This window comes from Pseudalkalibacillus sp. JSM 102089 (assembly GCF_041366475.1).
GTDB lineage: Bacteria > Bacillota > Bacilli > Bacillales > Guptibacillaceae > Guptibacillus > Guptibacillus hwajinpoensis_B.
On the sequence record NZ_JBEWYW010000007.1, the window covers coordinates 149,725 to 164,092 of the forward strand.

14 protein-coding genes and 1 pseudogene are annotated in these 14,368 nt (G+C 41.4%); 11 read left to right on the plus strand and 4 right to left on the minus strand.

Annotation, left to right across the window (positions count from 1 at the left end; all coding sequences use genetic code 11):
• Positions 1–2: 2 nt before the first annotated feature.
• Both ABVF21_RS15745 and ABVF21_RS15750 read left to right on the plus strand, forming a co-directional pair.
• Entirely contained in the window at positions 3–191 is a 189-nt protein-coding gene (locus ABVF21_RS15745; RefSeq protein ID WP_371018558.1) for a spore germination protein, read from the plus strand.
• A 134-nt stretch (positions 192–325) separates the two neighbouring features.
• The gene (locus ABVF21_RS15750) at positions 326–1,126 is read left to right on the plus strand and encodes an alpha/beta hydrolase family protein (protein ID WP_303533725.1); all 801 of its coding nucleotides are present in this window, start codon (positions 326–328) and stop codon (positions 1,124–1,126) included.
• 43 nt (positions 1,127–1,169) lie between these two features.
• On the opposite strand, the gene ABVF21_RS15755 is transcribed toward ABVF21_RS15750, so the two are convergent.
• A complete protein-coding gene (locus ABVF21_RS15755) occupies positions 1,170–1,532 on the minus strand; it encodes a winged helix-turn-helix transcriptional regulator (RefSeq protein ID WP_371018559.1) in 363 nt (120 codons plus the stop codon).
• 185 nt (positions 1,533–1,717) lie between these two features.
• Between ABVF21_RS15755 and hxlA the strand changes: the two genes are divergently transcribed.
• From hxlA to ABVF21_RS15790, 7 genes and pseudogenes are all read left to right on the plus strand, one after another.
• On the plus strand, positions 1,718–2,347 hold the full coding sequence (hxlA, locus tag ABVF21_RS15760; RefSeq protein ID WP_194222397.1) for a 3-hexulose-6-phosphate synthase: 630 nt from the start codon (positions 1,718–1,720) through the stop codon (positions 2,345–2,347).
• 6 nt (positions 2,348–2,353) lie between these two features.
• Positions 2,354–2,908, plus strand: coding sequence for a 6-phospho-3-hexuloisomerase (gene hxlB / locus ABVF21_RS15765; RefSeq protein ID WP_194222398.1), 555 nt, complete (start codon positions 2,354–2,356; stop codon positions 2,906–2,908).
• 204 nt (positions 2,909–3,112) lie between these two features.
• The gene (locus tag ABVF21_RS15770; protein ID WP_194222399.1) at positions 3,113–4,171 is read left to right on the plus strand and encodes a fatty acid desaturase; all 1,059 of its coding nucleotides are present in this window, start codon (positions 3,113–3,115) and stop codon (positions 4,169–4,171) included.
• A gap of 132 nt (positions 4,172–4,303) precedes the next feature.
• Positions 4,304–5,440 carry a sensor histidine kinase gene (locus tag ABVF21_RS15775; protein ID WP_303533718.1) on the plus strand — a complete coding sequence of 379 codons (1,137 nt, stop codon included), beginning with the start codon at positions 4,304–4,306 and terminating at the stop codon, positions 5,438–5,440.
• The gene (locus ABVF21_RS15780; protein ID WP_194222401.1) at positions 5,437–6,036 is read left to right on the plus strand and encodes a response regulator transcription factor; all 600 of its coding nucleotides are present in this window, start codon (positions 5,437–5,439) and stop codon (positions 6,034–6,036) included. The genes ABVF21_RS15775 and ABVF21_RS15780 overlap by 4 nt, the downstream gene beginning before the upstream one ends.
• A gap of 419 nt (positions 6,037–6,455) precedes the next feature.
• Positions 6,456–6,542, plus strand: a pseudogene (locus ABVF21_RS15785) (YjcZ family sporulation protein); the annotation flags it as partial.
• Between the two features lie 156 nt (positions 6,543–6,698).
• On the plus strand, positions 6,699–7,733 hold the full coding sequence (locus tag ABVF21_RS15790; protein ID WP_371018561.1) for a hypothetical protein: 1,035 nt from the start codon (positions 6,699–6,701) through the stop codon (positions 7,731–7,733).
• Between the two features lie 172 nt (positions 7,734–7,905).
• Here the strand turns inward: ABVF21_RS15790 and ABVF21_RS15795 are convergent, their stop codons facing one another.
• Positions 7,906–8,556 (minus strand): SDR family oxidoreductase, encoded by a 651-nt coding sequence (locus ABVF21_RS15795; RefSeq protein WP_371018562.1) that lies wholly within the window; start codon positions 8,554–8,556, stop codon positions 7,906–7,908.
• Between the two features lie 388 nt (positions 8,557–8,944).
• Here ABVF21_RS15795 and ABVF21_RS15800 point away from each other — a divergent pair, with 388 nt between their 5' ends.
• Complete coding sequence (locus ABVF21_RS15800) at positions 8,945–9,769, plus strand: Cof-type HAD-IIB family hydrolase (protein WP_371018563.1); 825 nt, start codon at positions 8,945–8,947, stop codon at positions 9,767–9,769.
• A 301-nt stretch (positions 9,770–10,070) separates the two neighbouring features.
• A complete protein-coding gene (katG, locus tag ABVF21_RS15805) occupies positions 10,071–12,308 on the plus strand; it encodes a catalase/peroxidase HPI (RefSeq protein WP_303533704.1) in 2,238 nt (745 codons plus the stop codon).
• Positions 12,309–12,408: 100 nt separating this feature from the next.
• On the opposite strand, the gene ABVF21_RS15810 is transcribed toward katG, so the two are convergent.
• Both ABVF21_RS15810 and rlmD read right to left on the minus strand, forming a co-directional pair.
• Entirely contained in the window at positions 12,409–12,720 is a 312-nt protein-coding gene (locus tag ABVF21_RS15810; RefSeq protein WP_303533702.1) for an iron-sulfur cluster biosynthesis family protein, read from the minus strand.
• A gap of 221 nt (positions 12,721–12,941) precedes the next feature.
• Positions 12,942–14,309, minus strand: a complete 1,368-nt coding sequence (rlmD, locus tag ABVF21_RS15815; protein ID WP_371018564.1) for a 23S rRNA (uracil(1939)-C(5))-methyltransferase RlmD — start codon at positions 14,307–14,309, stop codon at positions 12,942–12,944.
• Between the last annotated feature and the right edge of the window lie 59 nt (positions 14,310–14,368).

A 14,368-nucleotide genomic window follows, 5' to 3' on the forward strand; every position in this document is an offset into this window, starting at 1 on the left:
AAATGGGTTGTTTTATTAGAGGATCAGTGATCATTACAAACAACAGCGGAACGGTAGTTCAATGTGCACACACGATCTCCCCAATCTCCGTAAGTAATACGGTTAGCGGATCAGGTGGGGGCAATACAGGATCATTCATGATTGTAAATAATTTTTATAGCGTTGCAAAGGGAATAAAGTCCGGACAATAGGCATCATTATTCTTTTTATGAAGTAAAGCCAATCGATTAACGATTGGTTTTTTCAATTCCTAACGTAATGAAAGTTTCAGGAGATATGCGATAATGAAAAGGACTCTAATCCAATCTGAGAGGTGTTAAGTAACATGGAGAAATTTTTCTACGGAGAGAACGAAAATCAATTTGGCGAACTACGACTTCCAGAAGGAGAAGGACCTTTCCCCGTAGCAATCGTTATTCACGGCGGCTTTTGGAGAAAACCGTTCACACTCGAGATTATGAGAGAAGTGGCGGAAGATTTAACAGCGAGTGGATTTGCCACGTGGAACATTGAATACCGTCGAACGGGACAAGAAGGCGGAGGTTATCCAGGAACACTTACAGATGCTGCAGAAGCAACTGACTACATAAGGACACTTGCAGAATCCTTTCCGCTCGATCTAAACAAAGTGGTTACGATTGGACATTCAGCTGGGGGCCATCTTGCTACATGGATTGCTGCCCGTCACCGCATGGATAAAAATAGTGAGTTATTCATTACGGACACCCCTCTTCCTATTCACGGAGTGGTTAGCCTTGCAGGTGTGAACGACCTTGAGATGATGCATGGTGTGCATGAGTACAGAGATCAAGTCCTCTCTCTTAAACCAAATAATCCTACTGCAGAACTATTAGGTGGTTCGCCTAAAGAATATCCAGAGCGCTACAAAAATGCTTCCCCTGTGGAACTTCTTCCACTTGGTGTTCAACAGATTCTCGTTCATGGTGCGCTAGATATCAATGTTCCGATCGGGATTAGTGATTACTACCAGCGCGAAGCTGAGGGCGAAGGCGATTTTGTTAAATTGATCGAACTCCCCTCAGCAGAACACTTTGTGCTGACCAATACGACTTCATTTGCATGGGAAACGATTAAGGAAGAACTTTCACTATTAGTCGAATATTAAAATAAACGAAAAGCCGGGGAGTGCCCCGGCTTTTCGTTTATTTCTATACAGACTCTTTCGACTCAATCGGTTTGCCAAGGACGTTCTGATTGTAATTCTTACCCCACTCATACATGGAGTCGAGTATAGGCATCAATGTTTCACCTTGCTCGGTAAGGGAATACTCTACTTTCGGAGGGACAACAGGGTATACTTCTCGATGTACGATTTGGTCGTCTTCTAATTCTCGTAGCTGGTTGACTAGCATACGCTGTGTAATTCCCGGCATTAGTGACTTTAGCTCACCAAATCGCTTCGTTCCCTGCTTGCCTAAATGCCATAAGATAAGCATTTTCCATTTGCCTCCGATAACCGCAAGCGTTAATTCTTTTTCACAATAAAATGTTTTATCCTGGGTACGTGACATACACATCACCTCCGTTTAAGCCTAGTATAACTCATAGTATACTTTTTGACACTATGTAAGTTTAATGTGCGTACTTACATTAATAGGTTGTAAGCAGTATACTTGCTACTACACCAACAGATCGATTATATTGGTGTCGGACAAGAGAGAGAGAAAGAAAATTATGGATTGGGAGTGAACGTATTATGAAATTACAGCTAGCATTAGACTTGGTAAACACAGAAGAAGGAATTGAACTTGTGAAAGAAGTTCAGGAACATATTGATATCGTTGAAATCGGTACGCCGATCGTCATCAATGAAGGTCTTCGTGCTGTCAAAGATATGAAAGCAGCATTCCCTAACCTTGAAGTCCTTGCAGACCTTAAAATTATGGATGCAGCAGGTTATGAAGTTATGAAAGCATCTGAATCTAACGCAGATATCATCACAATTCTTGGTGCTGCTGAAGATGAATCAATTAAAGGTGCTGTTGAAGAAGCGAAGAAACAAGGTAAGGAAATCCTTGTTGACATGATGGCAGTGAAAGATCTCGCAACTCGTGCGAAAGAAGTAGACGCACTTGGCGTTGACTATATTTGTGTCCACACTGGATACGATCTTCAAGCAAAAGGCCAGAATTCTTTCGAAGACCTTGAAACAATTAAAGGCGTCGTAAAGAACGCGAAAACAGCAATCGCTGGTGGCATTAAGCTTGATTCTCTTGAAGAAGTTGTAAAAGTACAACCAGACCTTGTCATCGTAGGTGGCGGTATTACTGGTGAAGACGACAAAAAAGCCGTTGCATCAAAAATGCAAGAGCTTATTAAAGGATAATCAATCATGCAGACTACTCACTATTTAGCTGAAATCATTGATGAGCTAAATCGTTCAGTAGATCTCATTGCTGACGAAGAAGCGGAACAGCTCGCTAACGAAATTCTCGAAGCGAACAAGGTTTTTGTTGCTGGCGGTGGTCGATCTGGCTTTATGGCAAAGTCTTTTGCGATGCGCATGATGCACATGGGAATTGATGCTTACGTTGTTGGCGAAACGGTTACACCAAACTTTGAAGAAGGTGATCTTATCATCATCGGATCAGGTTCTGGTGAAACGAAACAGCTCGTTTCCATTGCGAATAAGGCCGCCAATATCGGCGGAAAGATCGCTGCTGTAACAATTAATCCCGACTCAACAATTGGCGAGCTAGCAGACATCATCGTAACACTACCAGGTTCACCAAAGGATCAGTCAGGTGATTATGAAACGATTCAGCCAATGGGCTCTTTATTTGAACAGACTCTTTTACTTTTCTATGATGCGATCATTTTACGCTTTATGGATAAGAAAGGGTTGGATACGAATAAGATGTATGGAAAGCATGCGAACTTAGAATAGTGTTAAAAAGCCTGTGAAACCTCTACTTTAGAGGTTTCACAGGCTTTTTTGTATGATAATCCACTCCACCTTCCTTTTATCCCCAACAAACCCATGACATTTATCATGGTTATGTCCTGACGTTTGTGTCTTACACCATGACACCAAATCCTCTATCATTAGGCTTAACGTTATTTCAACTATGCCTAACAAAGGGGTAACCATATGAATGAACAAAAACAAAAACAAAAAGAATTGAAAAAAAGTGTATCAACTTTCGCAAAACCCGACACGGTCGTAGGGGTACGACAGCTCTTGAACACCCTTCTTCCATTCTTATTGCTATGGTTTCTAGCTTATCAGAGCTTAAGCGTGTCTGCCTGGTTAGCCGTTCCACTTGCGATGATCGCAGGAGGATTTGTCGTTCGAATCTTTATTATTTTTCACGATTGCACACACGGCTCTTTCTTCAAGAGTCAAAAAGCAAACCGGATAGTTGGTACGATCTCTGGGATCATTACTCTCTTCCCGTTTGAAAAATGGAAACGCGAGCATAATATTCATCACGCAACAAGTGGAAACTTAGATAAGCGTGGAACAGGCGATATCTGGGTGATGACAGTTGAAGAGTATGCTGCGGCTACATTCTGGGGTAGACTCGCTTATCGTCTCTACCGTAACCCGATTGTGATGTTCGGGCTTGGTCCGATCTACCTTTTCCTTATCGCTAACCGTTTTAATCGCAAAGACGCGAAACGTAAAGAGCGTATGAGCACATACATTACCAACGCATCAATCGTTGCGATCTATTCCCTATTGATCCTGGCTATTGGATGGGAAGCGTTTCTAATCATTCAACTTCCAATTCTTTATGTTGCTGGGTCACTTGGAATCTGGTTGTTCTATGTTCAGCACCAATTCGAGGACTCTTATTATGAAGATGAAACAGAGTGGGACTTTGTAAAAGCAGCCGTGGATGGCAGTTCTTACTATAAACTTCCTAAACTTCTTCAGTGGGTATCCGGAAGCATCGGGTATCATCACGTGCATCACTTAAGTCCAAGAGTGCCAAACTATCATCTTGAAAAGGCGCATGAATCAACGCCTCCATTGCATAAGGCGACGACGATTACGTTATTATCAAGTCTTGAATCCATTCGATTCCGTCTATATGATACAAAGAATAAAACGTTCGTTACATTTAAAGAAGTAAAACCACTTCTTAAAAACCCTGCAAAGCTTGCGATGATGACTACGAAAAGACCAAGCTTCCAGGAAAAATAACATTACTGAAAAACCCATTCAGCCTGGATGGGTTTTTCAATATCTTTAAAGAGATTATACTAATGGTAGATAAGTGACAGGCGAATACTGATGGTATATCCTGTAATTAAAGCACCTCGAAAGGAGATCCCTATGCAAAGCTGGTATCATATCATTCCTAAGAACACTGGGATCAGTTCTTACGTGTGGATTATTTTTTGTTTGCTACCCTTCTTTTTTATTTTCCGTTCTTCATCGGTTATAGAAATTACAATCGGCATCTTCGTCATTCTTTTATTTTTCTTATCCTATCGATTATCTTTCATATCAAATAGTAAATTAGTCTATTTATGGGTCAGCATTGAAATGGCCATAAGTATTGTGATGACGATCTTATTCGGTTATGTCTACTTCGCTCTGTTTTTAGCGTTTTTCATTGGTAGCATCGAAAATAAAGCAGGCTTTCTAACACTCTATATTGTTCATCTCACAACGACGATTGCAGCAACAGTGATTATATTCTTCACTCACGATGATACATTACTACCACAGCTCCCATTTATCTTCATCTGTGTGCTTGGAGTGGCTCTGCTTCCTTTTACCATTCGCTATCGAAACAAACAGCACCGCTTGGAGCAACAACTCCAAAACGCGAATGAGAAAATTTCGCAGCTGATGGTGATTGAAGAAAGAGAACGGATTGCGCGAGATTTACATGATACACTCGGGCAAAAACTATCGATGATCGGGCTTAAAAGTGATTTAGCTAGAAAGCTAATTCCTGTTAAGCCTGATGCTGCTATTAATGAAATTCATGATATTCGACAAACAGCCAGAACCGCTCTAAAAGAAGTACGTGAAATGGTATCGAATATGCGTGGAGCAAGAGTTGAAGACGAGCTTTTACGCGTACAACAAATTTTACAGGCCGCAGAGATGGAATTTCATTTTGAAGGTAATCAACAACTTGAGAATACACCGTTACTCGTAGAAAATGTCTTAAGTATGTGTCTCAAAGAAGCTGTGACGAATATCGTCAAGCACAGTAACGCTTCATGGTGCAGAGTTCTGATTGAACAATCTCCAACAGATGTCCTCATTCAAGTCGAAGATAACGGTGATGGCATCCCAGAAGGAACAACTTCATTCAAAGGACACGGACTACAGGGGATGAGAGAGCGACTAGAATTCGTAAACGGCTCTCTTGATATTAATTCTTCAACAGGAACAACTTTAAATATTCGTGTACCAAATGTGATTCAACAAAAAGAACAGGAGGGATCGGTGTGATACGCATCGTGCTTGCGGAGGATCAGCGTATGCTACTTGGGGCGCTTGGCTCCTTACTCGATCTAGAAGAAGGAATGGAAGTTGTCGGTCAGGCGACGAATGGTGAAGAAGCGATTTCTTTAGTAAAAGAATTACAGCCAGACATTTGTATTATGGACATTGAAATGCCACTTAAAAGCGGACTTGATGCAGCTGAAGAACTAAGCAGTCATTCATGTAAAATCATTATACTAACAACCTTTGCTCGTGCTGGTTATTTCGAACGCGCTCGTAAAGCTGGCGTTAGTGGCTATCTTCTGAAGGATAGTCCGAGTGATGAGCTCGCAAGCTCGATTCGAAAGATCATTGAGGGTCAGAGGATTTTCTCGCCTGAGTTAGTGGATCTAGCTTTCGGTAATGAAAATCCGCTAACAGAACGTGAGAAGCAAGTCATTCAGTTAATGGCTGATGGTAAAAACACAAAAGACATTTCAAGTGAACTTTACATCACCCCTGGAACGGTTCGTAATTATATTTCTGTGATTCTGGATAAATTAGAAGTAACAAATCGAATTGAAGCGATATCGCGATTTAAGGAAAAGGGCTGGTTCAAGTAATGAACCGGTCCTTTTTTTAGAAATGTTTTTTCATGTTAGTTACAAACTTTTCCTTCTCGATGACGAACAAGAGCAAGATAAACCCTTTCATGATCCCCTTCTTCGATCTCTACCATGACGATATCACGTTCTCTTAGTTGCTAATTGTAGCGTCGTAATGGCTGATGAAGGGTATGCTTCATTTAAATAGAAATAACAAAATTCTACTTTAGTAAAGCAGAATTTTGTTATTGGTCTTATAAAGATCTACCTAACTTTCTTCTACCTAGTCCATCACCTAAGCACGATTCATATCTCCTTCATACACTAAAGAAGATCCTATGAAAGGAGATGATTTCATGAGTTATGGTTACGGATGTGGAAACCAGGTAGGCGGCGCTGGATACGGCGGCTGTGGAAACCAGGTAGGTGGCGCTCGTTACGGGAATGGCTTCGCGTTGATCGTTGTTTTGTTCATTCTTCTTATTATCGTTGGCGCTGCGTTTGTTAAAGGGCAAGATTGCTAATTTTTATATCACAACCATCAGGGAGAATTCCTGGTGGTTGTTTTTTGTCCTTCTGTTCATATCCCCTTCAGAAATATTTGGAAAAAGAACATTCATACTGGTTCGTTTCTGATAAAATACACTTGTTAGTAACTACCATTTTAAAGGAGTTCTTTTATGAAAACTCGTTTCACCTATTTGTCTGTTTGTGCCCTTTGTATTAGCCTGCTCACCTCTTGTGCGAACAGCGACTACCAGAACGCAATGGACAAAGGGATTGCTAGCTTAGGAGAGCAAAATTATCATCAAGCTTCCATTTATTTTGAAGTCGCTTCATCAGAACAAGAAAATGATAAAAAGGCCAATACTTATTTTAAGCAGGCAAGCCAAATGGAAGAAGCTATAAACTTCTATGAACAGGAAGAATACTTATCTGCATTAGAAGTATTTGAAGCAGTTGTAAATCTGGATGACGGATTACAAACAGTTCAATCTGAAGCCCAAAAATGGAAAATGACCATTCTTGAGGAGCAAGAAGAACTTGCCTCTACCGAGGAAGAAATCGATACAATCAATCATCTTATTTCTGCAGAAGAATATACTAACGCACTCGAGCAACTTCAATTGTTAAATATGAAGGTTGAATCTGAAGACACACTTACTGATTATGAGAATGAATTGGCGAACCTCACTGAAAAAATAAACGAGGCTTTAGATGAGTTAGAGAATGCAAATGCTTCCTCCTCTACAAATGTGCCTGAAGAAAAACCTGTTGAGCCAAAAGAAGATCCTACAGAAGTTGAAGAAGAAGTGACTTATGATACCTATACAAATGACAGATTCGGGTTCACGATTGAATATCCATCGAATTTGAACGTAGGTTCTCCACCAGCGAACAGGGATGGATTGAATTTTTATAATGATGAGTTGGAAATAACAGCCTCTGGTTCACATAATAGTTTGGATGAATCAATCGAAACAATTTATCAGCAAGCGCTTAATAATATTGCAGTCCCTATTGCCTATGATCGGTTAGCAGATAATTGGTTTGTGCTATCCTACGTAGAAAATGGAATGATAGTTTATGTGAAATTCTTTTATGGAGATGACATTTTCAATCGTTTTATTATTACATACCCTGAAAATAAACAGGATGTTTATGGTCCGGTGACGACTCATATTTCAGATACATTTATTCCATCTGCAAGGTAAGTGCTAGATTTTATCGTTCACAAAAGGAGAGCACCTGATATCAGGTGCTCTCCTTTTAATCTATTCCTATCGCTTCATTCACTGACTCATACATTTCTCAATTCCAGTCTCTGAAGCTTCAAACTTATGAGTATCGTGAGACGAGTACTAATTCACAAGCATAACCTTTCAATTACAGTGAACCAATTTCATCCTTAATTGAATTCGTTCCAGTTACAACCTGAAATTCTTTCCCAATGGTTGCATCATTTTCAAGAGTGGCCACAATGACACTTGCCACATCTTCTCGAGGAATTTCATTTCTCTCTACTTCATAGGCTGCATTCACTTTGCCAATTCCATTATCATTTGTTAATAAACCTGGATGGATAATTGTATAATCCAGATCAGTTGCTCTTAACCATTTGTCTCCATAATGTTTAGCGACCACGTATGGTGAAAATGAAGAAGGTGCAGACTGGATGGCTTCACGAGATGTATCAAAAGAACTGATCATAATAAAACGCTTCACACCAGCTTGTTTTGTAGCCTCAATTGTTTTTACAGCACCGTCTAAATCAACAAGAACGGTTTTGTCTGCTCCAGTGTTTGGTCCAGAACCTGCTGTGAATACAACAGCATCTACGCCTTCAGCAGCTTTTGCTAGAGCGGGGATGTCTTCTTCCAAATCAACTACCGCTGTTTCAGCACCTAAATCTTTAAAGTAGGAAGCTTGCTCCTCTTTTCGAATCATAACTTTCGCTTCTAAGTCTTTATGATCTTGAATAAATGAAACAAGATGCTTTCCAACCTGACCGTTTGCTCCAACAATAAGTACTTTCATTCTTTACTACACCCTTTCTAAGTATATTAAGCTATCAAATGATCATTAGCACAATGTTATCCATTCTTATAAATGGTTTCGTAACATCACTTCTCTACACTAGTTATACCCGTTAACTCAATACGTAAAGCATAAGAGTTTAGTAAAATGGATAAATCTTTCTATTAAATTAGCTTATAAGTATTCTAAAAGTGTGGGGAAGTCTCACGGAATTGACCATGAGCAGCCCAATGAATTTAACTAGTTCTCTATTATATCGATTATGATTTAACCTTCTACTCGTAATTAATACATTAATTACTTTTTTCCATTTACTAATCCCTCCCCCTCTCTCTCATGATTTCTAGTAAAATGGGAAAGGAAACTAGTAAGGAGATGAAAATCACATATGTCATATAAAATGATTGTATTAGATTTAGACGATACATTGCTCAATGCTGATCAAATGATTTCTGCTCGAAGTAAAGAAGCTCTTATGCAAGCTCAGCAAGAAGGAAACAAAGTCGTGCTTGCGTCTGGACGCCCAACATTCGGAATGGTTCCATATGCCGAGGAGCTCCTTCTTGCAGACTATGGGAGTTATATGCTTTCTTTTAATGGCGGAAAGATTATTAACTGTCATTCCAAAAAAGATTTCTTCAGTCAGACATTATCTGTCGAAGCTGTTCAACGACTTTATGAAATCAGTCTTCGAGAGAACGTCTATATCCATACTTATGTCGAGAATGAAATTATTACCGCCGAAGAAAATCCCTACACAACAATTGAGTCTGATCTAACAGGTCTACCAATCACTGTCGTCGATTCGTTTATCGACCGTGTCACAGAACCGGTTGTAAAAGTTCTGATGGTTGGTGCACCGGAGCACCTGAAGAAAGTGGAAACTAAACTTCAAGCTGAGTTAGGTGAAGAATTCAGCGTGATGCGTTCTAAGCCTTACTTTCTCGAGTTTACTGATAAAGGGATTACGAAAGGCACGAGCATCGAGAAGCTTATTAACGAGCTCGGTGTTAAACGGGAAGAAGTCATTGCAGTTGGAGACAGCTATAATGATCAAGAAATGATTGAATTTGCAGGCCTCGGTGTTGCAATGGGTAATGCTCCCGATGACATCAAAAAGATTTCCGACTATATTGCAGATACGAACGAGAATGATGGTGTCGCAAAAGTGGTTGAAAAGTTTCTTTTGAAGGGTCAGCTTATAACAAAATAAGTTACTAAAAAGAGAGGCGGGGATTACCGCCTCTCTTTTCTATTATTTGATGTGCCATAAACTGTTTTTTGAAAGAGGTAAACTCGTAATGAAATCGAAAATATATAGTAAGTGGATAAATAAACCCGAAACAAGGGTGGCTCCTTCATTTTCATTAATTGTAACCGTTTTATAATACGCGGTATTAAAATTATTTTGTAAAAATTAGTGCATAACTCTTCCAAAATGATTATTAATTTATTATAATTATAATCTAATAGAAGTTATAATTAATTTCTTAAATTCGGAAGGAGATTGAAATATGGATAAAAACGAAATGCATGACAGTCAAGCTGGGAAGTGCCCTGTCTCTCACGGCCAAACAAAGGAAGATAGCGCCATCACCACAACTAAAGTGAAGACTACAAATAAAGACTGGTGGCCGAACCAGTTAAACTTGCAACTACTTCAACAGCACGACCGCAAAAGCAACCCAATGGGTGAAGAATTCGATTATGCTGAAGAATTCAAAAAACTGGACTATTATGCACTGAAGCAGGATCTTCGTGACTTAATGACAGACAGCCAGGACTGGTGGCCAGCTGATTACGGACATTATGGCCCTCTCTTCATCCGTATGTCATGGCACGCAGCCGGTACATACCGTACTGGTGACGGACGTGGCGGCGGCGCTACAGGTTCACAGCGTTTTGCACCGCTCAACAGCTGGCCTGATAACGCAAGCCTTGATAAAGCACGTCGTCTCCTTTGGCCAATTAAGCAAAAGTACGGAAATAAGATCTCTTGGGCTGATTTACTCGTCATTACGGGTAACGTTGCTCTTGAATCAATGGGCTTGAACACATTTGGTTTTGCCGGTGGCCGCGAAGACGTGTGGCATCCAGAAGAGGATATCTATTGGGGTACCGAGAAAGAATGGCTCGGTGACAACCGTTATTCAGGCGACCGCGAGCTCGAAAGCCCGCTAGCTGCTGTTCAAATGGGACTTATCTATGTAAATCCAGAAGGACCAAACGGCGAACCAGATCCGCTAGGAAGCGCACGTGACATTCGTGAAACATTTGCCCGTATGGGAATGAATGATGAAGAAACAGTTGCCTTGATTGCTGGTGGTCACACGTTCGGTAAAGGGCACGGAGCAGGAGACGCTGAAGCTAACGTTGGAGCCTCACCGGAAGCTGCTGATATTGAAGAGCAGGGACTTGGTTGGAAGAACTCTTACGGAAGTGGTAAAGGTCGAGACACAATTACAAGTGGTGTAGACGGCGCATGGACCGCTAATCCAACAAAATGGGATAACGGATACTACGACTTACTATTCGGATATGAGTGGGAATTAACGAAAAGCCCTGCAGGAGCTCACCAATGGAAACCAGTGAATCCTAAACCAGAGCACCTTGCACCAGATGCTGAAGATCCTTCAATCAAAGTGAATACTATGATGACAACAGCAGATATGGCGCTTCGTGAAGATGAAATCTATGAAAAGATATCACGTCGCTTCCACGAGGATATCGAATATTTCGCTGATCAATTTGCACGTGCATGGTTCAAATTGCTTCACCGTGACATGGGACCGAAAGAAAGATACCTTGGCCCTGAAGTACCACAGGAAGATTTGATCTGGCAGGACCCGATCCCGAATGTGGATTACGAATTGACTGCTGCTGAAGTTGAAAACCTGAAAGCTAAAATCCTGGACTCCGGATTAAGTGTCAGCGAGCTTGTGACAACAGCTTGGGCTTCTGCAAGTACGTATCGCGGTTCTGATTATCGCGGTGGTGCTAATGGTGCACGTATCCGCTTAGAACCACAAAAGAACTGGGATGTAAATGAACCAGAACAATTATCAAAAGTCCTATCCGTATATGAGAAAATCCAAAGCAAACTTGATAAAAAAGTTAGCCTTGCTGACTTGATTGTTCTTGGTGGTAGTGCAGCTGTAGAAAAAGCGGCAAAAGATGCTGGTGTTGACGTTACTGTTCCATTCGCACCAGGACGCGGGGATGCAACGCAAGAGCAAACAGATGTTGAAAGCTTTGACGTATTAGAGCCAATGGCTGACGGATTCCGTAACTATCAGAAGAAGGAATACACGTTAAGTCCTGAGGAACTTCTAGTCGACAAGTCACAGCTTCTCGGTCTAACTGCTCCTGAAATGACCGTTCTTATTGGTGGTATGCGCGTACTCGGGACAAACCACAAGGGTACGAAGCATGGCGTGTTCACTGATCGCGTTGGTACACTAACAAACGACTTCTTTGTAAACCTACTCGACATGGGAATTCAATGGAAGCCAGCTGACTTCAATGAATACGAAGGACGCGACCGTAAAACAGGCGAACTCGTCCGCACTGCTTCACGCGTTGACCTCGTCTTCGGTTCAAACTCCATCCTCCGTGCTTACGCAGAAGTCTATGCACAAGAGGACAATAAAGAGAAATTCGTGCGCGACTTTGTGTCGGCATGGGTGAAGATTATGAATGCCGATCGTTTTGATCTGAAAACGAGTAAGGATAAGATGGCGTCTAACGCTTAATAAATCATAAAAGCACCATCTCAACCGCTTCTAAGCGTTTGAGATGGTGCTTTTTTTCGATCGTCTTTCTATTCCTGATGTTTTCACTCGTAAATCTAACTTATTTTTCTAATGGCAAACGAGAACTGAGAATTTCACTTTTGCTTTTTAACATATATGCATTTCTTTTACTAGAGTAGTCAATGATCATATCTTCTTTGAAAAAGGATTCGTGCTTAACTCCTAAAATCACAGGCTTATAATTAGTCTCTACCAACTTCTCACCTGTCTGTGCTTTATTGGATGACAAAGCTTTAAATGTAATCCAGTCCGCACCAATGCTACATCCACCTAAACTAGGATTAAGCTGAAAAGCTACGTAATCCTCTGTAGTTAACTGTTCAATTGCAGCGTCCGTAAACGTAATAGTCAAGGTCCTCACTCCTTCAAGAATACAATAATGCTTCACGCCTAAACCATATCACACCGCTATATCCGATTCAATTTAATTGCACTCTATTCGATTGCACAAAATATATTCTCAACAGTCATTACAATTATAAAGACGTATCTTCCTATAAATCGACCTCTTTATTACAACTAATTAAAATCCCACCTTAACTCTGGAGTTAAGGTGGGATTTAGTGAAGTTTATTATAGCTCTAGTACGGCTACGCACTCCACGTGCGTCGTATGCGGGAACATATCAACAGGCTGAACTTCCTTCGTTTCAAACCCGCCATCTTCTAAGATGCGTAGATCACGAGCGAGCGTAGCCGGATTACAAGATACGTACACAACTTTCTCAGGCTTCATATCAATAATCGTTTGTAGCAGCGCTTCGTCGCAGCCTTTACGTGGTGGGTCAACGACAATCACGTCAGGCTTGATGCCCTGCTCTTTCCAGGCCGGGATGACGTTTTCTGCTTCGCCAACCGCAAATTCTGCGTTTGTGATGCCGTTTAGCTCGGCATTTCGCTTCGCATCTTCAATCGCTTCTGGTACGATTTCAACGCCGTATACCTGCTTTGCTTTTTGCGCGAGGAAAAGAGAAATCGTCCCGATGCCGCAATAAGCATCGATGACTGTTTCATTTCCAGTGAGTCCAGCGTATTCAAGCGCCTGATCGTAAAGGACTTTCGTTTGATCCGGGTTTACTTGATAAAACGAGCGTGCTGAAATCGCGAATTTAATGTCGCCGATCGTATCGTAAATGTATGGTGAGCCCCACAGGACGCGGGTTTCGTCACCGAAGATCACGTTTGTGCGCTTTGGATTTACGTTTTGAACGATCGATTTCACTTTTGGAAGTTGCTCAGTGATGTCTTTGATGATGTTTTTTCGATTCGGCAAGTCTTTATTCTTTGTGACAATAACGACCATGATGTCGTCCGTTTGCTTCCCGTATTTTGCAACAACGTGTCTAAGCGTTCCGCGATGAGAGCGCTCGTCGTAAGCGCGGATGCCGTACTTTTCAGCGATCTCTTTCACAACGCGAAGAACTTCGTCGTTTTCCTGTTCCTGGATCAAACACTGATCCATGTCGATAATCTGGTGGCTGCGCTGCTGGTAGAAGCCAGCGACGATTTTACCGTTCTGTTCACCAACAGGAACCTGCGCTTTGTTACGATAGCGCCATGGGTCTTCCATACCTATCACAGGATAAACGGGCACATCGATCTTCGCGATGCGTTCCATCACGTCTTGAACTTGCTTGTGCTTGAATCTTAGCTGACTATCATACGTAATATGCTGGGTCTGACAGCCGCCGCATTGATAGAAAATCGGGCATGGCGGCGTGTTACGGTCTTCGCTCTCAACTTTCACATCAAGAATCTTTCCGAAGCCGTAACCTTTCTTCGTTTTGATCACTTTCACGTTCGCTGTTTCGCCAGGGATACCGTACGGGACGAAAAGCGTGTAACCGTCTATTTTCGCAACCCCTGCCCCGTCATGGGAAAGGTCTCTGAACTCTACTTCAACAACGTCATTCTTTTTTACAGGTACTTCTTGATTACTCATTTGGTTTCCGTCCTTTTCCGTTCAATTTCATGTACAAAAATTGTACCACAGTGTGAATG